Source organism: Pseudoalteromonas sp. JC3 (assembly GCF_030291895.1).
Taxonomy (GTDB): Bacteria; Pseudomonadota; Gammaproteobacteria; order Enterobacterales; family Alteromonadaceae; genus Pseudoalteromonas.
The window spans coordinates 3,698,542-3,724,431 of the sequence record NZ_CP127855.1; the positions used below are offsets into that span (position 1 = coordinate 3,698,542).

Genomic DNA, 25,890 nt, shown 5'->3' on the forward strand with positions numbered 1-25,890 from the left:
AACTTAAATGAAAGGCAAAATCCCTAGACAGTTTATTGATGACTTGCTCGCAAGAGCGGACATTGTCGAGCTCATAGACGGTCGTGTGGGATTAAAAAAAGCAGGAAAAGACTATCAAGCCTGCTGTCCATTTCACAATGAAAAAACGCCTTCATTTACCGTGTCACGTGATAAACAGTTTTATCATTGCTTCGGCTGCGGTGCTAATGGCAACGCAATTTCCTTTTTAATGGAATACGACAAGCTTGAGTTTGTCGATGCTATTGAAGAATTAGCCGCCCTATTAAACTTAGAAGTACCACGCGAAAACGGCCCGCAAGGGCCGCAGCGTTCAATGGAAGAAAAAAAGTCTGACTATGACTTAATGCTCCAAGCCGCTAAGTTTTACCAGCATCAGTTAAAACACCATAGCAATGCTACTCAAGTAATTGACTACGTAAAAGGCCGCGGCCTGAGTGGCGAAACTGTACAAAAGTTTATGATTGGTTATGCACCACCTGAGTGGGAGTCATTGTGTAATCAAATAGCCCGCAAGCCTGAGCACAAACAACAGCTGCTTGATTTAAAGTTAGCATCAGAAAAGTCAGCTGGCCGCCAATTTGACTTCTTCCGCGATCGCTTGATGTTCCCTATTCGTGATAAACGTGGTCGTGTCATCGCATTTGGCGGAAGGATAATGGGTGCAGATCAAGGCCCTAAATATCTAAACTCGCCTGAAACACGCATTTTCCATAAAAGTTTCGAACTTTATGGTTTTTATGAAGCTAAGCAAGCGCATAAGCAATTAGATAAAGTGTTGATTGTGGAAGGCTATATGGACGTCGTTGCCCTTGCAGAAAAAGGCATTGATTACGCCGTTGCCGCGTTAGGCACTGCAACCACAGCTGAACATATGCAAACTTTGTTTCGAAATACCGACAGAGTGATATGCTGCTATGACGGTGACAGAGCTGGCCGCGATGCGGCTTGGCGTGCACTTGACCATGCTTTACCTAACTTAAAAGATGGTAAGTCTCTACAGTTTGTCTTTTTACCTGATGGTGAAGATCCAGACTCATTAGTACAGCAAGAAGGCAAAGACGCCTTTGAAGCGCGGCTGGACACGGCAACCGATTATACGCAAGTATTGTTTACCAAATTACGCGAACAATGCGACCTTACAAATGATGCAGGCAAATCTAAGCTGCTTACCGATGCTATACCACTCATTAGTAAAATACCCAGTGACTACTACCAAGAGAGTTTGTTAACTACCTTAGCTAGGTTAATTGGTCGTACTCGTGAGCAACTTAGCGCTAAATTAGCAAGTAACAAGCTGCAGAATAAAATTGAGCGCCAATTTAAAGTCACGCCGATGCGTCGAGCGATTGGCTTACTGCTCCAACATCCACAGCTTGCGCAAACGGTTGAGTATATGCCTGAACTCGGTGAAATGGCGATCCCAGGTATTCAGCTGCTACTGAGCTTACAAATGTTATGTCACGATAACCCGCAAATAAACACAGCGCAGTTACTTGAACATTATCGCGACCAAGCTGAATTCGATGCCTTGAAAAAGCTTGCGGTGTGGCAACATGGCGTTGCTGAAGATAGGCTAGAAGACGAATTTAAAAATACTTTTCAATTTATTGAAGATCAGTGTTTAAATTATCGCCTAGAGACCCTATTAATAAAGGAGAAAACCGAAGGCCTAACAAATGATGAGCGGCTAGAATGCGCACTCCTTACCCAAGCGCTTAAACAGTAGAAGTTCTAGTCAATAGCAATTTTCGGTGCTATAATGTTCTATTCACTGCGTCATCAAAATTTAGCTGTTAAATAGCTGGCGCCTGTTGTATCAACTTTTCAGAGTGGAAGCAAATTTCTCTATGGATCAATCTCCTCAGTCACAACTCAAACTTCTGATTCAGAAAGGTAAAGAGCAAGGTTATTTAACTTTTGCAGAAGTTAACGATCATCTTCCACAAGACATCATAGACTCAGATCAGGTAGAAGATATCATCAGCATGATCAACGATATGGGTATTCAGGTCTCTGAAAATGCGCCTGATGCTGACGAGTTGATGATGCAAGAAACAACAACAGATGAGGATGCTGCGGAAGCAGCAGCTGCGGCTTTAGCAACAGTAGAAAAAGAAATTGGCCGCACAACTGACCCTGTTCGTATGTACATGCGTGAAATGGGTACGGTTGAACTTCTAACTCGTGAAGGCGAAATCCAAATCGCTAAGCGTATCGAGGAAGGGATCAACCAAGTACAGATTTCTGTTGCAGAATACCCTGAAGCCATTACTTATCTTCTAGAACAATGGGACAAGTACGAAGCGGAAGAAATGCGCCTAAGCGACATTGTTTCTGGTTTCTTTGATCCTAATGCTGTCGAGGAAAACGAAGCGCCAATTTCAGCAACACACATCGGTTCTGAGCTAAGTGATGAAGACTTGGATGACGAAGATGATGATGAAGATGATGACGATGACGACTCAGAAGAAGGCGATTCTGGCCCAGATCCTGAAGAAGCTCGCGAGCATTTTGAACATCTTCGTACGCTGTACAATGCCGCGCGAGAAATTTTTGAAAGTAAAGGTCGCTCGCACCCAGATGCGAAAGCTGCAATTCAGGAAATCGGCGATCACTTCCGTACTTTCAAGTTAGTTCCTAAGCAATTTGACCGCATGGTAAATAACATGCGCGACATGATGGATAAAGTGCGTGTTCAAGAACGCATCATCATGAAACAAGCAGTTCAAATTGCCAAGGTACCAAAAAAGGTTTTCGTTAAGCACTTTGCTAATAACGAAACCGATACCGCATGGATCGATGCTGAAATTGCATCAGGTGAAAAACACTCAGCAAAACTTGCTGAAGTAAAACCTGAAATCGAGCGTTGTGTTAACAAGCTTAAAGCGTTTGAAGATAGCACTGGTCTTAGCATTGAGCGTATTAAAGACATCAACCGTCGCATGAGTATTGGTGAAGCAAAAGCTCGCCGTGCGAAGAAAGAAATGGTTGAAGCGAACTTACGTCTTGTAATTTCAATCGCTAAAAAGTATACCAACCGTGGTCTGCAGTTCTTGGATCTAATCCAAGAAGGTAACATCGGTCTGATGAAAGCGGTTGATAAATTTGAATACCGTCGTGGTTACAAGTTTTCAACATACGCAACGTGGTGGATCCGTCAGGCGATTACTCGCTCAATTGCGGACCAGGCAAGAACTATCCGTATTCCAGTGCATATGATTGAAACAATCAACAAACTGAATCGTATCTCTCGTCAAATGCTACAGGAAATGGGCCGAGAGCCAAGTCCTGAAGAATTGGCAGAACGTATGATGATGCCTGAAGACAAGATCCGCAAAGTGTTAAAGATCGCCAAAGAGCCAATCTCAATGGAGACGCCAATTGGTGATGATGAAGATTCACATCTTGGTGACTTTATCGAAGACACAACTATCGAGTCGCCGATTGATTCAGCAACGATGGAAAGTCTTCGTGGCGCGACCAACGAAGTACTCGCAGGTCTTACAGCTCGTGAAGCTAAAGTACTACGTATGCGTTTTGGTATCGATATGAATACAGACCACACGTTAGAAGAAGTGGGTAAACAGTTTGATGTTACACGTGAGCGTATTCGTCAGATTGAAGCTAAAGCACTACGTAAGCTGCGCCACCCTTCTCGCTCAGATCTATTAAAGAGCTTTTTAGACGTTAAGGGCTAAAAAGTAGCAAATAAGATTAAGGCCGCTATTCAGCGGCCTTTTTTATAGTAATTGGATTAAATAGGTATACACACATGGCTTGGATCCAAATCCGAATTTATTCAGATAAAGCCGATGCCGATGCGTTAAGCGATATGCTTATGGATGTCGGTTGTCCGTCTGTCACATTCATGGATAGTAAAAACAATCCCGTTTACGAACCAAAACCTGGCGAAGTCATCTTATGGCCTGAGACAACGGTGATCGGTTTATTTGAAGCGAATCATGATATGCAAGCAGTCGTTGACTTTGTCCAGTCACAATATGACAAGCCGTTAAACTACAAGCTTGAACAGCTAGAAGACAAAGACTGGGAACGCGAGTGGATGGATAATTTCCACCCAATTAAGTTTGGCGAGAGATTATGGATTTGCCCAAGCTGGCGTGATGTGCCAGATCCCAATGCCGTCAATGTGCTACTGGATCCTGGTCTTGCATTTGGCACTGGTACCCATGCCACAACCGCACTTTGCCTGCAATGGCTAGAACAACAAGACCTCAGCGGCAAAACGGTCGTTGATTTTGGCTGTGGCTCTGGGATTTTAGGCATCGCAGCAATCAAATTAGGCGCTGAGCGTGTGATTGGTATTGATATCGATCCACAAGCGCTTATCGCAAGCCGCGATAATGCCGAGCGCAATGGCGTTGCAGATAAACTAGAAGTGTATTTACCTGAAAATCAGCCGCAATTCAGTGCTGATATCGTCGTTGCTAATATTCTTGCACAGCCGCTGAGAGAGCTACACGAAATCATTCTCGGCTTCTTGGGCGACAAAGGTGCCATCGCCATGTCTGGTATTTTAGAAGAGCAAGCGCAATCTGTTGCGGATGTTTATGCGCCATTTTTAAAGCTAGACAACATTGCTCAACAGGGTGAATGGACGCGCGTCAGCGGTGTGAAAAAATAAGGCTGCTAACGTAACGCTGACAAAAGTATCAGCGAGTCAATGAAAGTTAGTAAGTTTTAACTGGTAAAGCCTGTAATTAACAGGCTTTACGCATTTTTCACAGCTTAAATTTTCGGCTCAAATTGTACCTTTAAAATTGTTTTTGCATAAATTTCGTGCAAATTATCTGGGCTCTCAGGTTGTTATCAAATGTCAACCCATAAAGTTCAAAAAAAAAGCAATTATGTTCAATTTATAACCTTTGATTTTTGCGAAAAAAACCGTAAACTTAGCGCCCCTTGAGGTAAGGCGGATTAAACTGTAGTGCGTATTGGTCCATACCAACTTGAAAACAATCTTATCGTAGCACCAATGGCTGGGATCACCGACAGACCGTTTCGACAACTGTGTCGACGTCTAGGTGCTGGGCTTGCGGTATCAGAAATGTTGTCTTCAAATCCAAAAGTGTGGAAAACCGATAAGTCGCAAAATCGCATGGATCACAGCGGTGAATCGGGCATTCGCTCGGTACAAATCGCAGGAGCAGATCCTGAGTTGATGGCGCAAGCAGCACAATTTAATGTCGCAAACGGTGCGCAGATCATAGATATCAATATGGGCTGCCCCGCTAAGAAAGTGAACAAGAAGCTTGCAGGCTCAGCATTGTTGCAATATCCAGAGTTGGTTGACGAAATCGTCACCGCTGTGGTTGCTGCCGTTGACGTACCTGTGTCGTTAAAAATCCGTACAGGATGGGACACAGACAATCGTAACGGTGTTGAGATTGCTCGCATAGCTGAACGTCGAGGCATTGCTTCGCTAGCCGTGCATGGCCGTACAAGAGCATGTATGTATAAGGGCGAAGCTGAATACGCCACGATCAGAGAAATTAAACGTTCAGTATCTATTCCTGTAGTAGCAAATGGTGACATTACGTCTCCTGAAAAAGCGAAGCAGGTGCTGGAATACACGGGCGCAGATGCCATTATGATTGGTCGAGCCGCCCAAGGTCGTCCTTGGATTTTCCGAGAAATAGACCACTATTTGCAAACCGGTGAACATTTGCCAGAACCTGAAATAGCAGAGGTTCGAGCAATATTGATGGAGCACTTAGTAAATCTTCATCAATTCTATGGTGAGCCAATGGGAGCGCGCATCGCACGCAAGCATGTATCTTGGTATTTGCAGGCCCATGACCAAGAAGGTCAATTTAGGCGAGTATTCAATGCCTTGGAGACGCCAGAAGCGCAAATCGAGGCATTAGAAGACTATTTTGAAACATTAGGGTGAATGAATTTATTCATCCTTCAGGCTAACTAAGAAAGAGACATAACGATGTTCGAACAAAATGTGACTTCTCCATTTATTACTAACGCTCATGTTCAGTCACAAGAGAAACCGCAACCTTTGCGCGATGCAGTTAAAAAAGCTGTACATCACTACCTAAAGCAGCTTAATGGTCAAGACGTACAAGACGTTTATGAGTTAGTTCTTTCTGAGCTTGAAGCGCCTCTACTTGAAGAGGTTATGACTTATACTCGTGGTAACCAGACTCGTGCAGCGATCCTTTTAGGTATCAACCGTGGCACACTTCGCAAGAAGCTAAAAAAATACGGCATGAACTAAGCACTGCTGGTAAAATTTAGTTGATAAAAAAGCACCTTCGGGTGCTTTTTTATTGTTTAAAATTCAGCAGCTAGCGGACATTTATCCTTTTCATATCGCACTTTTCTCATGTTTATCTCGCCTTTTAACATCGTCATCTTAACAATAATGCGCTAAAATACCGGCTCTCTAAGCTAGCCCTTAACTAATCATTGAGGAAACCTGAACCATCATGGATATACATCGTCCAATTCGTCGCGCCCTACTAAGCGTGTCAGATAAAACCGGTATCGTTGAATTCGCCACAGCACTTGCAGCTCAAGGCGTAGAAATTTTATCAACTGGCGGTACTTGCAAACTACTTGCAGACAACGGCATTAAAGTAACAGAAGTATCTGATTACACTGGCCACCCAGAAATCATGGATGGTCGCGTTAAAACGCTTCACCCAAAAGTGCACGGCGGTATCTTAGGACGTCGCGGTCAAGACGAAGACGTCATGACTGAAAACAATATTTCAGCAATCGATATGGTAGTAGTCAACTTATACCCCTTCGCACAAACTGTTGCGAAAGCTGACTGTAGCCTAGAAGATGCAATCGAAAATATCGATATTGGTGGTCCAACTATGGTTCGTGCTGCGGCTAAGAACCACAAAGACGTGACCATTGTTGTAAATGCGAGTGACTACAGCCGCGTCATTGAAGAAATGAAGGCGAACTCTGGCTCTACAACATACAAGACACGTTTCGACCTTGCTATTGCGGCCTACGAGCATACCGCACAGTATGACGGCATGATTGCCAACTACTTCGGTAAAATGGTTCCGGATTATACGGAAGAAGCAGCAGAGGAAACCAAATTCCCTCGCACTATCAATATGCAATTCACCAAGAAGCAAGATATGCGTTACGGTGAAAACTCGCATCAAGACGCTGCTTTCTATGTTGAAAACAACATTGAAGAAGCATCCGTCGCGACGGCTAAACAACTTCAAGGTAAAGCGCTGTCTTATAACAATATCGCTGATACCGATGCCGCACTTGAGTGTGTTAAAGAGTTTGATAAGCCGGCTTGTGTTATCGTAAAACACGCAAACCCTTGTGGTGTTGCGGTAGATGAAAACATTCTTGCCGCCTATGACCGCGCGTTTAAGACCGACCCAACTTCTGCCTTCGGTGGTATCATCGCCTTTAACCGAGAGCTAGACGGCGACACGGCGGAAGCCATCGTAGCGCGTCAGTTTGTTGAAGTTATCATCGCACCTAGCGTATCAGAAGAAGCCGCACAAATCGTTGCTGCGAAGCAAAATGTACGTTTACTAGAATGTGGTCAGTGGTCAAACAAAACCACAGGTACTGATATTAAGCGTGTTAATGGCGGTATCTTAGTACAAGATCGTGACCAAGGTATGGTTGGTTTGGACGACCTTAAGGTGGTTTCAAAACGTCAACCTACAGAGCAAGAACTAAAAGATCTACTGTTCTGCTGGAAAGTCGCTAAATTTGTTAAGTCCAACGCGATTGTTTACGCCCGTGATGGCATGACTATTGGTGTGGGCGCAGGCCAAATGAGCCGCGTATACTCTGCAAAAATCGCAGGGATCAAAGCCGCAGACGAAAACCTAGAAGTTCCGGGTTCTGTGATGGCTTCTGATGCGTTCTTCCCATTCCGTGATGGCATTGACGCCGCTGCGGCTGCGGGTATCACTGCGGTAATTCAGCCGGGTGGTTCAATGCGTGATGAAGAGGTGATTGCCGCCGCTGATGAAGCGGGAATGGCAATGGTGTTTACCGGCATGCGCCACTTCCGCCATTAATCAATAAAGCGCGAAACTTATGAGTTTCGCGCTTTTTGTTTCAGCTAATTTCCAGTATTCTGGCTACAGCATAATCATAACAGAATGAAGGAAGCTAACGATGAATCTAGGTATGAAATCTCTTATCGCTGCTGCAGTATTTACCACTTTAGTGGGCTGTAACGCGACAGAATCTAACTCCAGCCAAGCAGTACCAAGCGCGATTGCAAAAGCCGTTGCTAGCGACAATCGAGCTGAGAGCAATAGAGCCCGAGACCAATATCGCCACCCAAGTGAAACGCTTGCTTTTTTTGGCATTGAGCCATCAATGACCGTGGTAGAAATTGCACCTGGTGGTGGTTGGTATAGTGAGATTTTAGCGCCGCTGGTTAAAGGTCAAGGCACCTATTATGCAGCGCACTTCCCTGCTGATTCAGATGTTGGCTACTATCAACGCTCATTAAAAGGCTACAAAGAAAAAGTAGCAACCAACCCAGACTATAGTGAAGTAAAGATCACGGAATTTGCACCAGTGACGCACAGTAATATTGCGCCACAAGGCAGTGCAGACGTGGTACTTACCTTCCGTAACGTACATAACTGGTACATGGGTAAAGGGGATGAAGGTGTACTTAGCGCGTTCAACGCGTTTAATAAGGCACTGAAACCTGGTGGCATTTTAGGTGTGGTTGAACACCGCCTACCTGAGCACCGTCAACTTGATGATCAAAAGTCGTCAGGTTATATGAAGCAAAGTTATGTTGTTGATATCGCCAAGCAAGCTGGGTTTGAATTAGTTGCAAGCAGCGACATTAACGCCAACCCACTAGACAGCGCCAATCACCCAAAAGGCGTCTGGACTCTGCCACCTCGCTTAGCGCTAGGTGATGAAAAAGCAGCGCAATATAAAGCGATTGGGGAAAGCGACCGCATGACCTTAAAATTCAAAAAGCTTTAATAGGAAAATTTCGCCATGAATGTACTAGTCATTGGCAGCGGTGGACGTGAGCATGCGCTTGCGTTCAAAGCCGCACAAAACCCATCTGTAAAAACGGTTTTTGTAGCACCTGGTAACGCAGGTACTGCGCTTGAGCCTAAACTCGAAAACGTAGCTATCGGCGTTGAAGATATCGATGCCTTGGTCGTCTTTGCTAAAGAAAACAATGTGCAATTAACCATTGTTGGCCCTGAAGCGCCACTGGTTATCGGTGTAGTTGACCGTTTCCGTGAAGAAGGCTTAGCTATTTTTGGACCTACTCAAGCGGCAGCGCAGTTGGAAGGTTCGAAGTCGTTTACTAAAGACTTTTTAGCACGTCATGATATTCCAACAGCGGCTTATCAAACGTTTGAAGAGATTGAGCCTGCGCTTGCCTACTTGAAAGCACAAGGGGCACCTATCGTCGTTAAGGCTGATGGGCTTGCTGCTGGTAAAGGGGTCATTGTGGCAATGACCGAAGCGGAAGCGGAAGAAGCAATCCGCGATATGCTTGCGGGTAACGCTTTTGGCGAAGCGGGCAGTCGTGTGGTTATTGAAGAGTTTTTAGAAGGTGAAGAAGCCTCTTTCATCGTCATGGTTGACGGCAAAAATGTACTTCCTTTTGCCACCAGCCAAGATCACAAACGTGCATACGATGGTGATAAAGGCCCAAACACAGGTGGTATGGGTGCATACTCTCCAGCTCCTGTAGTCACGCCAGATATTCATGAACGCATCATGGCTGAAGTGATCAATCCAACGGTTGAAGGTATGGCGAAAGAAGGTCACCCTTATACAGGTTTTCTATACGCTGGTTTGATGATCACAGCAGACGGCACACCAAAAGTTATCGAGTATAACTGCCGCTTTGGCGATCCAGAAACACAACCTATCATGTTGCGCCTTCAGTCTGATTTAGTTGAGCTGATTGAAGCGGCAAACCGAGAAGAGCTTGATCAAACATCGATCGAATTCGATCCGCGAGCTGCCGTTGGTGTTGTGCTTGCAGCTAGTGGCTACCCAGGGAACTACCCTAAGGGTGACGCTATCTCAGGTCTTCAGGTGAACTATCCTGAAGGTGAAAAAGTGTTCCATGCTGGTACTAAACAAGATGGCGAGCATGTAGTCACTTCTGGTGGTCGAGTATTATGTGCAACGGCCCTTGGCCACACGGTAACCGAAGCGCAAAAACGCGCCTACTCTCTAGTGAAAGACATTCACTGGGATGGTGTAGAGTACCGCACAGATATCGCATATCGTGCAATCGCACGCGAAAGCTAATTCACATTAAGCTTTGCAAGGCCAGCCCGACGCTGGCCTTTTTCATTTTTACACACTGCGTTTCTAAGTTTGTAATGGTATCCTACCCTTTTATGAGCATTTTTAGGGGCAAAGATGCAAGTACAAGGTACACTCAGCAAGTTAAAGTCAGTGCTTGTTGAACCTATTCAATATCAATTACCCGTGGGTGATAACTTAGTATCGCTCAACGAATACTTTGGTAAACCAGTTACCCTTACCTTCACCGGCAATATATTTTGCAGTAGCTGTGGTAAAAAAACCAAAAAGAGCTATTCGCAGGGGCACTGCTTCGTGTGTATGAGAAAACTCGCTAGCTGCGACATGTGCATTATGAAGCCAGAGACCTGCCACTATGATCAAGGCACCTGTCGTGAACCCCTATGGGGCGAAGAGAACTGTATGATCCCGCACTATGTGTATTTGGCCAATACCTCAGGTCTTAAAGTTGGGATCACTCGTCATACGCAGATCCCAACACGTTGGATAGATCAAGGCGCAACGCAAGCACTGCCGATTTTTAAGGTGCAGACCCGTCACCAGTCAGGATTAGTGGAAGTGGCACTGGCTCAGTTTATTGCCGATAAGACTAACTGGCGCAATATGCTCAAAGGCATCAATCCTGAAATAGACCTCAAAGCAGAAGCCGCTAAGCTTATTCCCGAGATCCAAGCAAAGCTCGATGAACTTGCTGAACTCTTTGGTGCAACCGCCATTGAAGTGCTGGACGAAGAAGTGGTTGATCTCACTTTCCCTGTAGAGCAGCACCCGAGTAAAATCAGCTCGTTTAACTTTGATAAAGACCCTGTAGTATCAGGCGTGCTTGAAGGGATCAAAGGCCAATATCTTATTTTTGATAATGGCGTGATCAATATTCGTAAGTTTACTTCTTACGAAATTACCTTCTCTGACGAATAAAATGCATGCCAATCGTCTTCTGTAAGTGGCTTACAGAAGACGTAACCTTGGATTGTATGACAACCAAGCTTGCGCAGGTAACGTTTCTGTACAGGCTTTTCTACGCCCTCAGCTACAACTTGTAGGTTGAGCGCCTTAGCCATCGCCACAATTGCCGAAACAATTTCGCTGTTGCCATATTCATCGGGCACCTTAGCAATAAAACTAGCATCTATTTTTAGGATGTCGATGGGCAGTTTAGCCAAGTAACTGAGCGCAGAATACCCAGTACCAAAGTCATCAATCGCCAGTTTCACACCCAGCTCCTTGAGCTTTTTCAAGGTGTACTTAGCCTCAAGCAGATTACCGATAAAGCTATTTTCGGTAAGCTCAAGCTCAAGATACTTACCGTCGACGTTATGCTTTTTTAATGCCTGCGCGACACACTGATAAAGGTCGCCTTGAGTGACATGAGACGCCGAGATGTTAATCGCCATGCGCCTAATCTCAACACCTGCGCGTTGCCATTTAGCCAAGTGCTGACAGGCTTTATCTATTACCCACTGATCTAAGCGAATAATAAGTCCAAGTTCCTCTGCAAGTGGAATAAATTGAGCCGGTGAGATCATCCCAAGATTTGGGTCGCGCCATCGCAGCAAACACTCAACACTGGAAATGCGACTGCTGGTTAAGCACTGCAAGGGTTGAAAATGCAGTTCAAACTCATCATTTTCTAAGGCATTCTGAAAACGGCTTAGCATGGATAAACGTTCAAATGAACGTGCATTCATCGAAGCTTCGAATAACTGAAAGGAGTTGCGCCCTACTTCTTTGGAGCGATACATAGCAACATCGGCGTGTTTAAGCAATGTTTCCGTGTCATGACCATCTTCGGGATAAATAGCAGCCCCCATCGAGGCCGTCGCAGCCACCTGCATATCACCAAGTTGAAATGGACTCGACAATGCCATCAACATTTGGTCGGCAAACTCAATAACCTCCGACATGCCATTCACTTCGCTCAGTAGCACAACAAATTCGTCGCCCCCAAGTCGCGCTAACGTGTCACCTTCGTTTAGAATAGACTTTATCCGCTCGCTAACCTGAACCAATAATTCATCTCCGGCGCTGTGGCCAAGAGAGTCATTCACTTCCTTAAAGCGGTCTAAATCTATAAACATCACACTGAGTTTTTGCTTGTAGCGGTGCGCTGATGCCAATGCCATAGAGAGTCTGTCGTAAAATAAGCGGCGATTAGGCAGCCCAGTCAATTCATCAAAATAGGCTAAGCGAGCAATTTTTTCTTCAGCATTTTTACGCTCCGTAATGTCACTAAAAATGGCTGCGTAGAGCATGTCGTCACTGTACGGCTCTCTGATCTCAATAATCGTAAGCCATTCAACATAAATCTCACCGCTCTTTTTACGATTGCAGATCTCGCCCTGCCACACACCTGTTTCTCTGAGCGTTTGCCACATGCTCTGATAATAGCATTCATCATGTAGCCCTGAGCTCAATATGCTTGGGTTTTTCCCTAGTACTTCGTAATCTTTGTAGCCGGTAAGCGCACTAAACGCTGGGTTGATCTGGATTATTTCACCTGAACTTTTGGTGATCATAATGCCATCGAGAGAAGCATCAATGATGCGGTTAGCTAGATAAAGATTCTTCTCCGATTTTTGCAGTGCAATATCACGTTGTACTAGGACTTTTTCCAGCTCGCTACAATACGCAGTTTCAATTTCAGTCAGGACATTTTTGAGCGCTAATAGCCCTATCACTTGTTGCGAGTCTGGGGAAGCCACCACCAAATGGCGAATGGAGTTTACCGTCATCAGCCGGTAAGCATCGAATAGGCTGTCTTTTGGCGTCATGGAGAGCATCGGATAGCTAGCTAATTGCCAGCAAGGCTGACGCCAATCAGGGTTGAGAATAATATACGCAATATCGCGCTGAGTAATAATGCCATACTCATTTAATTCACGGTTATACACCAGCACAGCGGTCAGCTTAAGCTCACGCATATTATTGATAACATCAGAGACGCAGTCTTCACTGTCTAAAATCACAATGCTCGAGTCAAAGTGCTGCTCAATTGGTCTAAAATGTAAATAATGGTCGAGCCCTTGGCTGCGCACAATATCGGATAAAGAGACCACACCACAAGGCAGATTATCCGAGTCCACCACGAGTAAGTGACGGATCCCTAGTTGGTGGAACTTGACCGTCGCCTCGCTCAAGGTTTTATCAATTTGAATTTTTTGCACCGGTGTAGTCATCACTTCCCGGATCGGCACCTGAGCAAAATCAGGGTCGTTAAAGTTGAGCTTAACGCAATCCGACTCAGTCCAGATACCAATAATGTCATCGGCACGGGTAATAAAGATCGAGCTCACTCTGCTCGTTCGCATTTGCGCAACCGCATCATATAGACTGGTTTGCTCATCGCAACATAACAAGCTATTGGTAAATACTTCTTTGATCTGTAACTGACGTGAATCACCAACCATAAGCACACTCTCGCAATATTGTTCCAATTTGAAGTATACTGGGCGACACTTTTGATAACTTGACCAAGAACAAATTATGGCGATAAAAACCTATCCTTTATTGCTGGTATTAGACCAAAGTATAGAGTTTATCGAAGATGAAAAAGCACTAGGGGATGCAACGCATCTGCTCGATGATGCGTCACTCAAACGGTTAATTCTAGTATACCCAAACGATTGCTGCAGCAACGTACACGGTGCGCCCGTGCAGTGTATTGATTTGAAATATTTAACCGAATTAGTGCAACAATATCTCGTTGACGAAGGCCAATGTTGCGTCAGCAAAATCCAACTGAGCAATACTCAGCAGGCTTTTGATTTATTAAGTCTAAGCTAACCCGACCAGCGCTTTGATATGTGTCACGGCGCTGCGGCCTAAAGAAGAAAGATCATAGCCCCCTTCTAAGTAGGAAATAATCCCCAAACAGTCCGATGAGTTTGCAAACTCAACCACTTGCTCAGTAAACCACTGGTAATCTTGTTCAACAAACTTGAGTCCGCCCATATCATCTTCTAAATGACCGTCAAACCCCGCACTGATAAAAATGAGCTGAGGTTTAAATGATTGCAGCTTAGGCAACCATTGTTGCTCCACCAAGGCTTTTAAGTCTGTGCCATCCGCTCCTGCACTCAACGGGGAATTGATTAGCGTTTGATGATTCTCAATCGCGGTATTTGGATAAAAAGGGTGTTGAAACAAAGAGCAAAGTAACACGCTATGATCGTCTTTGAAAATATCTTGTGTGCCATTACCATGATGTACATCGATGTCCAATATAGCTACCCGCTCTACACCCTTCGTCTTGGCATAAGCGGCAGCAATGGCAACATTATTAAAGACACAAAATCCCGATGAAGTGCTTTGATTGGCGTGGTGCCCAGGAGGTCTAACAGAACAAAATGCAGCATCAAGTTTACCAGTAACTACTTCGTCCACCGCCAGTATTCCTGCGCCAACAGCGCGTTCAATCGCTTTCATAGAATCAGGACAAAGCCAAGTATCGCCGTCTAACTCGGTTAACCCTTCATTAGGGATTTTATCCATTACTTCTTTGATCATGGCTTGATCATGAACCAATGCATAGTGTGACGTATCGGCTTTCAGCGCCGTTTTGTGTTCAATGGCGATATCAAGTCCAGACGCTAGCAACCTGTCAGATATCGCATCTAACCTCGCAGGACACTCAGGATGTTCCTCGGTCATTTTATGCTTGCGGCAATATGGATGAGTAATAATTGCAGTATGCATAACGAATATACATCCTATGTTAGTTTGCGACGAGGTTGATTTAAGTAGCTATCCTTTCACTATATCAAAGCCACATAATTGTGGCTTTGATACTTTGGTATATCTTAATGCTGGATTTCTTTCGCCTTTAAATCCAAGTTATGGAAATCGAAACTAAAGTCGGTTATTTCCGGATTAACAAATTCCATCGCAGCAGACTCAACCCGTTGTGATTTACCCATCACAAAATTGATGTAAGCATCTGCTTCAAGTAATGGCTCATCCCAACGTACCACAAAGGTGTTACCGGTTAGGTGCTCAAGTTTCCCCTTTAGGCGCTTCGTGTGCGTAAAATCAATGCGCAGTTCCTTATCGAGCTTTTCCACTACCACATCGCCATACCAAGCGCTATTTAGTGTTCCCGTGTAGTTGTTTAATGGTAAAGCAGGCTGTGGTTTTGCAACTTCGATTATCCCAGCTTTAGCGTATTTATCTTGCTGCGCCTTAAAGTAATCATCGGCGATGATCTGCACCCAGTCTTTATCTTCTAGGCCAAGCGCATCTTCAAACACTTCATTGATAATCGCGGAAAGTGCGGGGTATTTTTGTTGGTTTGATAAGACCACCACACCCAGTTTTTTCTCTGGGATCATCGCAACTTGCGACACCATACCTAAAATCCCACCGCCGTGACCTACCTTTTTATAACCAAAGTAGTCTTCTACCGCCCAGCCAAGGCCGTACCCTCTAAACTGTTGGTGGTATACTTCTGCGGCTTTTGCTGCGGGAATACGCGTAATGTGTGGATGCCACATTTGCACTTGTTGCTCTTGGCTAAATAGCTGCTCGCCAGAAGGTAAGCGACCACCTTCAAGCTGAGTTTGTAACCACTTGGTCATGTCATCCACGTTAGACGCAATGGCACCAGCACCACGGAAATCTTCTAGGTAATTAACAAAGAACGGCGTAAGTTTGCCATCCATCGGAATATGGCCAGTCGCCCAATTACGATTGTTAGCCTGGATCCGAGAGAATCCAGCCTTTGAGTCATCCATATCCAGCTTAGTAAACATTTCCTGCTCAACAAAATCGCGCCAATCTTTGCCACTGACTCGGCTTACGACTTCTCCTGCAACAACAAACATCAAATTGTTATAAGCGTAATGGCTACGGAAACTTGAATCAGGTTTGAGATGTGAAATACCAGCTAGCAATTCTGGCATGGTTTTATCAGTATCAGGCCAGATCATAAGATCGCCTGCCCCAAGGCCCAATCCACTTCGATGACTTAATAAATCTCGGATAGTCATCTCTTGAGTAACATAACTATCGTAAAGCTTAAATTCTGGAATATGTTTAATGACTTTGTCATCCCAACTCAGTTTGCCTTGATCAATTAACATCGCCAGCGCTGCTGCCGTGAAAGCTTTGGTGTTGGATGCAATACCAAACAAGGTATCCGCATTGACCTTAGTTGGCTTATTTAAATGCGTCACCCCGAAGCCCTTGGTCATCACAACCTTACCATCTTCTACAATACCAATTGCCAAACCTGGAATATTAAACTTTGTCATTGCGCTTTTTACCGCAGTTTCAACATCCTGTTGGTTTACTGCCGCGCTTGCCTGTGCACTAAGAAAACTCGCAGCAACTAGGCCTGAGGTTAATAGCCATTGTTTTATTTTCATTATTTTTCCTTGGTTTTTTGCCACAACCAATCATGATGTTACCAGTCAAGCTTTGCGATTTAACTTCGTAATATCACATTGATAGATGGCTAATTCTTGTTGTTGTCTGTCACTATTATTATCTGTAACGTGTGATTGTGCCGAAATAGCCTGTAAATAGCTGGTCGGAAACTGATGCTCCTTTGCCCCGGCCAACACATGATGTACGTACCAATCGAAAGGTAATTGATGTTCCACAAAGGTGTTAGCAATATAGCACCAGGCCTCCACCATACCGCCACCTTGCCTTTCAACAGGCAAACAATGACAGTTGTATCGCTCCCCTTCAATGTCGTCCAAACGCGCTTTTTCTCGCTCATCCAAGGCATACAAAACGCCATAAACATGGCTATTTGCTTCAGTACTCGGCGTAATACTACACTTGGCTGAACCATCGGTGCTCAACATATCAAAAGTCAGCCGATAGCCATGCAATTTCCCCACTCCAAGTAACTTCGCTTGTGGTAAGCGAGCAAGCAAACGTGCAGTCGACATATTTGAACCAAAGCTAAAGTTAATAATGTTTTTGTCACACATTAGATCACCAATCTTACTGCAAGCAGTAACATGATCACACCGATCCCGCGATCAAACCAATGTCCTGCACGACGAAAAAATTGTCTTACCGTTGTTTTTGATAAAACTAAAGATAAAAACGAAAACCAAGCCCACGTAGCCAATGCCATATAAACACCGTAAAACAACTGCACACTGCTTGGTGTGGTTGGCTCAATCACTAGGGTAAAAAGCGATAAGAAAAACAGCGTTGCTTTAGGATTTAAGGCATTGACCAAAAAACCCCGTTTTAACGCAGTCCAATTAGACTCAGTAACAGCATGTGCAGTGATATTTTCTTGCTCTGAATTGGGTTTTGCATATCGCAACGCTTGCACACCAAGGTAAGCAAGGTAAAGCGCGGCTATATATTTTACTGCTGTGAACAAGGTTTCAGATTGAGATAGCAGTAACGCAACTCCCAATAAGCAATAACTGACATGTACTAAAATACCAAGACCAACCCCAAAACTTGTCCAAAGGGCGTTTGCTCTGCCCTGCTGTACACTTTGTTTAAGCACTATCGCAAAATCGGGACCTGGACTTGCGACAGCAAAAAAATGTGCCAGCGCAATTAAAATAAACTCATCAAGATAAACGAGCATGTGCATGCTCCTGTAAGGCCAGTAAATCACCCCGCTCTGAGTTATCCATTAAGGTATTAATTTGCTTTTTCGCCTTTTTATACTGGCTCACAAGGTGTGACTTAAGATGCTTATGACCATCTCTCACCCCTTTAAAATGACATACGAGGGCATGCACAAAAACACTCTGCTGCTCCGTCAGTGCAGCTTTTCGGTTGGCATATTGGTTGTAGCAAGAACCACATCCTCCCCTAAAGTGATATACGGTATTAGACACCATGACCCCAAAGCCAAAAAAGCTCGCCAGCACATCACAAGCAGCGTCTAATTGCGCTTCCCCACCCGGAGGTAACACGCCACGCTGTAAAATTAAAACTTTTGCCATGACACCTGCATAACTGGCAATCAGATCTTGAGGCTGATTTATTTGGTTAGGATTATAAGAAATCAAAATAGGCGCAGCCGATTCAGCGATAACCGCTTGCTCACCGCGCCAACGCCCTGCAATGTTTAGCTTAGTCATGCTGGTCGACGCGAGCATGCGTTCAGGCGCAACCAAAGTGATTGGCCACTGTTGTAACCCCGCGTAGGACTTTACGCGGGAGAAAACCACCGCCGCCATCTCTTCAATACTGGATACCGGCTCTGGAAAACAACTAGGAGTCGGAGTAATAATCTGCGTTTCATTTAAAAAGTACTCGCCATCAAAATGCTCAAATGCCCAGACAAAGGTATCAATTAACCATTGGGTTTCTTCATCGCTAAGCAAAGGTGAGACTTTAAATAAGGACAGCATGCTAATAATTCACTCTTTTCTGGAATAACCCCTGATAAATAGCATAAACTCTGAGCCTAATGCAAAAACATGGAGTTTCACATGCCACACTTTATTCTTGAACACTCAGCTAATTTGCCAATTGAAACCGAGGCGTTAGTATCACAGGTGCAGCAATTTGCCTGTGCATGTGGCTTGTTTGATCCAACTTCCGTCAAAACCCGTGCTGTTGCTTTTGAGCATTTTCAGTTAGGCGATGGCAAACAAGGGTTTATTCACCTGCAGATCCATATGATGGCTGGTAGAACATTAGAGCAAAAACAAATGCTCACGGAAGGTGCTCTGAAGCTTTTGCTCGCAAAGGTCGGGGAGCATTTTGCGCTCAGTGTCCATTGCTATGATTTATTATCCGATATTTATCGCAAAAACTAATTTATTATTCGAGTTATTTAACTATGAAATTTCCATGTAGATTGGAGAAATTTTTGAGCCACGTTGCAGAGATGCCACGCAGCAAGGTCAAAATTAATATTAAAAAAGGTCTCGTTACCGTCAATGGCAATATCGTCAAAAAAGGCGACATCCAAGTCACCCCAGCAGACCACATTACTTTTGATGGCGAACGCCTAGAGTATTTGGGTTTACGCTACTATATGCTAAACAAACCACAAGGTTATGTATGTGCAAATAGTGATGAATTACACCCAACAGTATTCGATTTAATTGAAGAACCTAACTTAAAAGATTTTCATGTTGCAGGTCGACTGGACATCGATACCACGGGTTTAGTACTGCTCACTAACGATGGTGATTGGTCTCATCAAATCACCTCGCCGAAGAAACAAAAGTTTAAAACCTATGTACTAGAAAGTCGCGACGAACTCACTGAAGAAGCGCTAACACAGCTTGAACAAGGCGTTGAACTACATGGTGAGAAACAAGCAACCCTGCCAGCAAAAGCGGAGCTTATTGATAAATTTGCACTACGCTTATCTATTTGCGAAGGAAAGTATCATCAAGTAAAACGCATGCTTGCCGCAGTTGGCAACCAAGTAGTTGAACTTCATAGAGAAAATATTGCAGGGATCGAACTTGATCCAACCCTTGCTGAGGGCGAATACCGCCCATTAACTGATGAAGAAATAAGCATAATTAATGCAAGTTAGTCATCGTCTTTAGGTAGTATGAGTAAATATCATCTCAAAATCGCCTCCTTAGGGCATTAACCTACTTACAACTTCCCCCTAAACATGCTAAATCATGTAGTGAGAGTATTTTTAGGGGGCGATCCTGTGTTTTCTAGTTTCACATTAAAAGCAAAAATAATTACCTTTGCCGCCGCAATATTTGTTTCATTACTTGCCGTTGCCTTTGTAGGTCTTCAAGCTCTGCGCCATGCCAGTGAAAGCGATAATATTGCGCGTATCAACCAATTAATGAAAAGCACCGTTAATATTGTTAAACAGTTTGAGCGCTTTGCAGAGCAAGGGAAACTGACTGAGCAACAAGCAAAAGAGATGGCAATTCAGGTTTTAAGAGAAAATAAATACCATGACTCTGAGTATGTGTATGTTGTTAATGACAAAATGGACTTCGTAGCAACACCGCATGACCCCCAGCTGCATAACACCAGCTTTAATGACTTTGAAGATGCTGACGGCAAAAGCATAGGCAGCATGGTGAAGCGCTTAGTCGGTAACCAATTTGATCGGATCATTACCTACAATTGGACTTCACTGCGAGATGGAGAAGTTGTCGACCTGACTTCAGTGGTACAAAAAACACCAGGGTTTGGCTGGTATGTCGGCACAGGTATTAGCTACAAAGAAGTAAACGATCGTTATTGGGACACCGCAATCTGGTTAGTCGCACTTTCTTTAGCGGTTGCCGTTGCATTGACCACCGCACTTGCGCGGTTTGGACTGTCTTTGAATAACAAACTTGGTGCTGAAATCAATGATGTGCTCGAAATCGTAAAACATGTTTCAAGAGGAAACCTAACTACACCTATCAATACTGCTGACTGCCAAGATTATAGTATTCTCGCAGCCATGGACTATATGCAAGGCGGATTAAAAGGAGTAGTTGAAGGGCTTAAAGAAGCAACTAAGGCGCTACAAAACCAAACATCAGACAGTGAGGTACGCTCAGTAGAACTTGAGAATCTAACTCGTAGTTTAAATGCAGAAACTCAAATGGTGGCTTCAGCAATTACCGAACTCACAGCATCAGCACAAACCGTTGTCGAACATGCGGAGCAAGCTGCGGATTCAGTTCAAGAGGCTGAAAAGCAAGGTAATGCTGCCGACAAACTGACAGCTCAAGCAGCAACTGAAATTGCATTATTAGAGCAACAAATTGACAGCGCTGGTAATAATATTCAAGTACTAGATGAAGAAGTATCTAATATCGCTAATGTACTTACCGTTATCCAATCTATCGCCGAGCAAACCAATTTATTAGCCCTCAATGCTGCAATAGAAGCTGCTCGAGCTGGAGAGCAAGGACGAGGCTTTGCTGTCGTAGCGGACGAGGTCAGACAGCTTGCTCAGCGCACTCAAACCAGTACAGAAGAGATCCGTACCATGATCACTAAACTGCAAAGTGCAACTCAAGATGCGAAGGCTTCTGTAAGCTTGAGCATTGCAACAAGCGAAAAAACGGTGAGTATGTCATCTAAGGCATCTCAAGCGCTTGTACAAGTCGCCGATTCTTTAAAATCTATATCGCAGATGAGTCATCAAATAGCTCAAGCAGCCAAAGAACAGTTGGATGCAGGAGAAGATACAGCCAAACGTGTCGTTGTTATCTCTGACACGGCCTCACAGACGGCAAGTGTGTCTGAAAAAGCACATAAAGCGACTGATACAATTAAATCTTTATCTGGAAATCTAGAGATTGAGATGGCCAAATTCAAAGTGTAATAAGTCAACTTTATTCTTATTTTTCATACAATTAGCCAAGTGTAAATTTATATAAACTGTTAATTGAAAAATTTCTTTAATTTTTCATTCACCTTGTGTTTATTTGGTGTTAAGTTTGTACCCACAGAGAGTTTCAGTTTTAGTAGTCTCAAGAGACTTCTTTGTTTGTTATAATTGCAATAATATATGCAACCTAAAGTTTGAATGCTTGATTGCGTAGAGATCAAGCAAACTTAATAAGGACTATGATAATGCAAAAACTAAATTTGAAAGAATGTAAAAAAGTTTCTGGTGGTGGTATTTGGATGCCAGATGAACCAGCAGCTAACAGTGCTGAAGCTAATGCAAATACCAAATCTAGCAAAGCCAATTAAAGATTATTGTTAGTTATGGAAAGAAAATTCGCACTCGGAGACTTACTACTACCATATGTCTTAGTTGTAGTAGGAGTCTTCATTATACACGATGTTAATTTTCACTTTTTTCTGACGTACACGGCACTTATATCTCTCTGTTTTGGTGTGGGATTACGACTGAAGGATGTGAACATATGTATTCTGTCCATCTTATGCCTGACTCCCTTTGTTCTTGAAACACTCGTGTTTTCAACCGGATTAATTAGCCTATCATCTTCCCCTGAGAATAGATTATTTCAGAATAGTTTGATTTTCGGCATTCACCTAATTATCGAGTTAATAGTGCTCGCCCCACTCACTTACCGGACAGAATTAACCAAAAAACTTTTCCCAAGATATAAAATTAAATACACCTTTGCGGATAATATATTTCCATGGTTGGCTATCTTAGGAGCTTTGTTCACATTCGCTACTATTGTCGAAAATTACCTAAGAAATGGTAAAGGCTATGATGTGACTTTCTTTTTCTACTCTTCCGATATTGCAGGATATATTCTGTACTCAGCAAAATGTGGAATTATGATAGCTTTAACAGCCCTAACATACAAAGAAGAGTACGATTACGCACTCCCAAGCTTGCGCAAGAAACGCTAGTAGTTTTTTGCAAAGTAAGGGTTATTCAATTTGATGCCTTCACCTTCAGGCGGTAACACTAAACGATATTTTTGTTTTAATCGTTTTAATTCACCAGACTCTTTAAGCTTAGCAAGCCCCTCCTCGAGTGCATAAGCAAGTTTTGGCTTGTCTTTATTCACAAAGAAGTAAAAAGCGGTTGAATACTCAAGGTGAAAATCAGGTACGATCATGAGGTTTTCGTTATTTTGTGCGATCAATTCTGAATTTGCCTCAATCACCGAGCGTGGAAAATAATCCGCTTTTTTATCCGCGATTAAATTAAACATGGTTTGATAATCGGAAATAGGCCTGACCTTCAGACCGTTATAACTAAGAATTTTAGTATCGGGCCAATCGTGTCCTTGTACAGCGGTAAAGCGCTTTAATTCATCAAGCGAACGAACCGTTTTTATGGCTGGATAAACATCTTTATGAACAATCAGCACGCGTTTACCAATAAGTCCATCATACAGTGGGACTTTAATGGGAATAGCGATTTGCTCGCGTGCGGGGCTGGTCATAGACCAGTGTAAATCAACCTTACCTCGGCTTAGTGCCATTAACGTACGCTGTTGATGAGGATGGATCTTGATGTGTTCGATTTGAGCTGAGTACTTAGCAGCAGCCAGTGCCTTTTCTAGTAATTCATAAAGATAAAGATCGCGATCGTACAAGGTTCGCGCTTCTTTCGCGACATAGATTAACTCGGGGGATTGCGCTGCAATACAAGCACTTTGAAACACCAGAGCAGAGATAATTACACTCAACTTTAACTTCATCGCACAACCCTCTTTTAGGGGAAACAATACTACAATCAAGAGTATTCTTACGGATTGCTATTACTATTGCGTAATTAAAAATATAGTCAACCTGCATTTTCCAATCGTACAGTCGATACTGTCGGCTTGCGACGGTTACATACAAATAAATAGCTATTACGATAGCGCTTTGCTTCTTTCTTAGCATCCGTTGCTAAAGCTGCAACTTGGTGCGAATTGATACAGTGTTGTAAATCTGGTCTCACTAAACCAATCGATAAAGTGAGTAAAGGTACAAATTGCTTTTGCCCTTCACGATTTGTTGCCCAGTAACCGCCAGCACTAACATGCTCGGGAGTAAAAAAGGCTTTTGATTTAAGCTCAAACTGAGTGATGATCTCATGACACAACACTTCTGCATCATTATTATCGAACACCACCATAAAGTCGTCACCCCCGATATGCCCAACAAAACTTGAGCTCTGTACACATACATCAACTGTCACCTCGGCAAGTAGCTTAATCACGCTATCGCCACTGGCATATCCATATAAATCATTAAACTGTTTAAAATGATTAAGGTCGATATATGCAAGAGAAAAGTCATGATGTGAACGTAACCTTTGCTCTATTGCCTCATTTATCGCGACATTGCCCGGCAACATGGTTAATGGATTGGCATGTTGAGCATGACGAATTTTTTCTTCTGTGATGTGCTTGAGTATGTCTCTCAAGGGCGCTAAGCCAAGATAACGACCATCTCTAGTAATAATGATATGACGTCGAATATCAAATTCATGGTCGGTTATTTGCTTACTCACCGTATCAAGCTCTTGCTGCTCATCCACCACTAACGGCTGTTTATCCATCAACTTAATCACTGATTTCTTATCGAAGAGTGCATGGCCATATGGTGCCGCAAAGACCTCAGTCAGTTGATCTCGGTGTAGCAGCCCAACAGGCTCTCTAGCATCATTAACCACTGCAAGGCTGGTTAGCTTGCGATCTTGTTCAAACAGCCTATGAGCATCGATACATTGCGTACATTCATGGATAGCATTGGCCTCTTTGGCAAGCCAACCGATTGCCATCGACTGCTCAAATTGATTGACACTGGAACGAACTTCCGAATGAAGGGATTTTAACAACGCCAGCTCTGTCGGTGGCTTTCGAGTTGGCTTCGCGAGCAGAAAGCCTTGAGCGTTTACAATACCGAGCTGCTCTATCAGCTTTAGCTCCTCCATCCGCTCAATTCCCTCGGCAATTACTTGAGTGCTAGTGGCTTTAGCAAGCTCGATAATAGACTTTAAAAACTCGCGTTTCACCACACTTTGGTCACAATGGTCGATAAAATATCTGTCGACTTTGACGTAGTCAGGGCATAACTCCGACCACTTTCTGAGACCAGAATAACCAGCTCCCAAATCATCAATCGCAATTTGAAACCCAAGTTCACGATAATGGGTAATTGTAGTTAGTAGCAGATTCGCGTCATCTACTTTGTCTTGCTCAGTCACTTCAATGACGACACGCTTGGGATCGAGCCCATACACTTCTGTAAGATGTCTGGTTTCGCCCTTTGGGTGGCTCGGATCAAGTAACGCTTTTGGACTAACGTTTAAAAATAACTTACCAGGAAGGTTGAGTGAAACGAACTGCTTAATAGCAGCTTCACGACAGATAATCTCCAGCTCTGACAAACGCTCCTGCTTACTCGCGACCGCAAAAAGCTTGTCTGGAGATTCCAACAATGAGCCGGACATGCCACGACTTAATGCTTCAAACCCTAAGATTTGCCGTTTCGCAAGATCGTAGATTGGCTGAAACAGAGTAAATACAGCTTTTTCTTTTATTATTGTATTAAGTACTAACGTGCGCGAAGGATCCACAGCATTAAACTCACTGTAAAAGTATAATCGCGCACGGTAGCAACAGAGTATGACAGATATATGTCAATCGGGTGAAATGTACCCAATTTGCAATTGAATGATTTTCAACCGCTTACTTTAGCGCCCGCTCTACCTGATCAAAGTGTGCAATCACTTCCACAATTTCCATCTCTGCGCTCTTATAGTCTTCAGCGCCACTAAACCCTTTCATCGCAATCGCTTGAACCGTTGCTGGATGCACTAATAAATCTTTTGCATGGTAGCAAACAGGGTCATCAAACTTGGGTAATTTACCATCTGCGTGATAGCCCGTTTCGATCTCTTCAAGTGGTAAAGTAGGAATGATATCCGCAGCCTTATCCAAGGCATCTAGATAAGTCTGGCACTGAGGGTACTTAGCCACAAACTCATTTAGCAAAGTTCTAGAGAGAGCCACAAGATCGGCGGATTGTGTTTCAAGTGCTGCAGCATCTTTCTCGATACGAATATCTGCAAGTAAGGCCTCTGCTTGAACTTTGTATTGTGCTAAAGATGAGGTTGCTTCTGTAGTTACAGATCCGGTTTGTTGCTCAAGCTCAGGTTGCTTAGAACATGCGGTCATTAATGTCAGTGCACCAACCGCCATCGCAAATTTGTACATAAGTATCTCC

General features: G+C 43.7%; 24 protein-coding genes. 15 read left to right on the plus strand and 9 right to left on the minus strand.

The genetic code is table 11. The annotated features are described in order from the left end of the window. Window positions 1–7 precede the first annotated feature (7 nt). From dnaG to QSH61_RS16150, 9 genes are all read left to right on the plus strand, one after another. Window positions 8–1,747 (plus strand): DNA primase, encoded by a 1,740-nt coding sequence (gene dnaG / locus QSH61_RS16110; RefSeq protein WP_206473681.1) that lies wholly within the window; start codon window positions 8–10, stop codon window positions 1,745–1,747. Between the two features lie 121 nt (window positions 1,748–1,868). Continuing rightward, a complete protein-coding gene (rpoD, locus tag QSH61_RS16115; RefSeq protein WP_010607190.1) occupies window positions 1,869–3,719 on the plus strand; it encodes an RNA polymerase sigma factor RpoD in 1,851 nt (616 codons plus the stop codon). 74 nt (window positions 3,720–3,793) lie between these two features. Then, entirely contained in the window at window positions 3,794–4,666 is an 873-nt protein-coding gene (gene prmA / locus QSH61_RS16120; RefSeq protein ID WP_010607189.1) for a 50S ribosomal protein L11 methyltransferase, read from the plus strand. 303 nt (window positions 4,667–4,969) lie between these two features. After that, window positions 4,970–5,935, plus strand: coding sequence for a tRNA dihydrouridine synthase DusB (gene dusB / locus QSH61_RS16125; RefSeq protein ID WP_010374120.1), 966 nt, complete (start codon window positions 4,970–4,972; stop codon window positions 5,933–5,935). A 45-nt stretch (window positions 5,936–5,980) separates the two neighbouring features. Then, on the plus strand, window positions 5,981–6,271 hold the full coding sequence (gene fis, locus QSH61_RS16130) for a DNA-binding transcriptional regulator Fis (protein WP_010374122.1): 291 nt from the start codon (window positions 5,981–5,983) through the stop codon (window positions 6,269–6,271). A gap of 211 nt (window positions 6,272–6,482) precedes the next feature. Further along, window positions 6,483–8,069, plus strand: coding sequence for a bifunctional phosphoribosylaminoimidazolecarboxamide formyltransferase/IMP cyclohydrolase (gene purH, locus QSH61_RS16135; protein ID WP_174170610.1), 1,587 nt, complete (start codon window positions 6,483–6,485; stop codon window positions 8,067–8,069). 100 nt (window positions 8,070–8,169) lie between these two features. Beyond that, window positions 8,170–9,006 carry a class I SAM-dependent methyltransferase gene (locus tag QSH61_RS16140; protein ID WP_102057551.1) on the plus strand — a complete coding sequence of 279 codons (837 nt, stop codon included), beginning with the start codon at window positions 8,170–8,172 and terminating at the stop codon, window positions 9,004–9,006. Window positions 9,007–9,021: 15 nt separating this feature from the next. Beyond that, complete coding sequence (gene purD, locus QSH61_RS16145) at window positions 9,022–10,305, plus strand: phosphoribosylamine--glycine ligase (protein ID WP_206473679.1); 1,284 nt, start codon at window positions 9,022–9,024, stop codon at window positions 10,303–10,305. A 114-nt stretch (window positions 10,306–10,419) separates the two neighbouring features. Continuing rightward, window positions 10,420–11,241: a DUF2797 domain-containing protein gene (locus QSH61_RS16150; RefSeq protein WP_206473677.1), complete on the plus strand. Its 822-nt coding sequence runs from the start codon at window positions 10,420–10,422 to the stop codon at window positions 11,239–11,241. On the opposite strand, the gene QSH61_RS16155 is transcribed toward QSH61_RS16150, so the two are convergent. Continuing rightward, window positions 11,214–13,730, minus strand: a complete 2,517-nt coding sequence (locus QSH61_RS16155; RefSeq protein ID WP_206473675.1) for an EAL domain-containing protein — start codon at window positions 13,728–13,730, stop codon at window positions 11,214–11,216. The genes QSH61_RS16150 and QSH61_RS16155 overlap by 28 nt on opposite strands. Before the next feature lie 76 nt (window positions 13,731–13,806). Here QSH61_RS16155 and QSH61_RS16160 point away from each other — a divergent pair, with 76 nt between their 5' ends. Beyond that, window positions 13,807–14,106 (plus strand): DUF4144 family protein, encoded by a 300-nt coding sequence (locus tag QSH61_RS16160; protein WP_102057555.1) that lies wholly within the window; start codon window positions 13,807–13,809, stop codon window positions 14,104–14,106. On the opposite strand, the gene QSH61_RS16165 is transcribed toward QSH61_RS16160, so the two are convergent. The 5 genes from QSH61_RS16165 to QSH61_RS16185 form a co-directional block, all read right to left on the minus strand. Next, window positions 14,098–15,018 carry a histone deacetylase family protein gene (locus tag QSH61_RS16165; protein WP_206473674.1) on the minus strand — a complete coding sequence of 307 codons (921 nt, stop codon included), beginning with the start codon at window positions 15,016–15,018 and terminating at the stop codon, window positions 14,098–14,100. The two genes, QSH61_RS16160 and QSH61_RS16165, sit on opposite strands and share 9 nt — an antisense overlap. A gap of 104 nt (window positions 15,019–15,122) precedes the next feature. Continuing rightward, the gene (locus tag QSH61_RS16170; RefSeq protein WP_174170606.1) at window positions 15,123–16,685 is read right to left on the minus strand and encodes a serine hydrolase; all 1,563 of its coding nucleotides are present in this window, start codon (window positions 16,683–16,685) and stop codon (window positions 15,123–15,125) included. A 45-nt stretch (window positions 16,686–16,730) separates the two neighbouring features. Continuing rightward, entirely contained in the window at window positions 16,731–17,261 is a 531-nt protein-coding gene (locus QSH61_RS16175) for a gamma-glutamylcyclotransferase family protein (RefSeq protein WP_102057558.1), read from the minus strand. Next, window positions 17,261–17,884, minus strand: coding sequence for a LysE family transporter (locus QSH61_RS16180; protein ID WP_010607178.1), 624 nt, complete (start codon window positions 17,882–17,884; stop codon window positions 17,261–17,263). The genes QSH61_RS16175 and QSH61_RS16180 overlap by 1 nt, the downstream gene beginning before the upstream one ends. After that, on the minus strand, window positions 17,868–18,659 hold the full coding sequence (locus QSH61_RS16185; RefSeq protein ID WP_102057559.1) for a hypothetical protein: 792 nt from the start codon (window positions 18,657–18,659) through the stop codon (window positions 17,868–17,870). The genes QSH61_RS16180 and QSH61_RS16185 overlap by 17 nt, the downstream gene beginning before the upstream one ends. Before the next feature lie 81 nt (window positions 18,660–18,740). On the opposite strand from QSH61_RS16185, the gene QSH61_RS16190 reads away from it, so the two are divergent. From QSH61_RS16190 to QSH61_RS16210, 5 genes are all read left to right on the plus strand, one after another. After that, complete coding sequence (locus QSH61_RS16190) at window positions 18,741–19,070, plus strand: 5-carboxymethyl-2-hydroxymuconate Delta-isomerase (RefSeq protein WP_102057560.1); 330 nt, start codon at window positions 18,741–18,743, stop codon at window positions 19,068–19,070. A 23-nt stretch (window positions 19,071–19,093) separates the two neighbouring features. Further along, on the plus strand, window positions 19,094–19,804 hold the full coding sequence (gene rsuA / locus QSH61_RS16195) for a 16S rRNA pseudouridine(516) synthase RsuA (RefSeq protein ID WP_174170605.1): 711 nt from the start codon (window positions 19,094–19,096) through the stop codon (window positions 19,802–19,804). A gap of 126 nt (window positions 19,805–19,930) precedes the next feature. Next, the gene (locus QSH61_RS16200; protein ID WP_174170604.1) at window positions 19,931–21,562 is read left to right on the plus strand and encodes a methyl-accepting chemotaxis protein; all 1,632 of its coding nucleotides are present in this window, start codon (window positions 19,931–19,933) and stop codon (window positions 21,560–21,562) included. Between the two features lie 251 nt (window positions 21,563–21,813). Next, complete coding sequence (locus tag QSH61_RS16205; RefSeq protein ID WP_264484056.1) at window positions 21,814–21,936, plus strand: hypothetical protein; 123 nt, start codon at window positions 21,814–21,816, stop codon at window positions 21,934–21,936. Window positions 21,937–22,260: 324 nt separating this feature from the next. Further along, entirely contained in the window at window positions 22,261–22,572 is a 312-nt protein-coding gene (locus QSH61_RS16210) for a hypothetical protein (RefSeq protein ID WP_227386835.1), read from the plus strand. Here QSH61_RS16210 and QSH61_RS16215 read toward each other — a convergent pair. The 3 genes from QSH61_RS16215 to QSH61_RS16225 all read right to left on the minus strand — a co-directional run bounded on the left by QSH61_RS16215 (window position 22,569) and on the right by QSH61_RS16225 (window position 25,880). Continuing rightward, a complete protein-coding gene (locus QSH61_RS16215) occupies window positions 22,569–23,372 on the minus strand; it encodes a substrate-binding periplasmic protein (protein WP_010607172.1) in 804 nt (267 codons plus the stop codon). The genes QSH61_RS16210 and QSH61_RS16215 overlap by 4 nt on opposite strands. A gap of 86 nt (window positions 23,373–23,458) precedes the next feature. Further along, entirely contained in the window at window positions 23,459–25,240 is a 1,782-nt protein-coding gene (locus QSH61_RS16220; protein ID WP_206473672.1) for a bifunctional diguanylate cyclase/phosphodiesterase, read from the minus strand. A gap of 112 nt (window positions 25,241–25,352) precedes the next feature. After that, a complete protein-coding gene (locus tag QSH61_RS16225) occupies window positions 25,353–25,880 on the minus strand; it encodes a hypothetical protein (protein ID WP_174170603.1) in 528 nt (175 codons plus the stop codon). Between the last annotated feature and the right edge of the window lie 10 nt (window positions 25,881–25,890).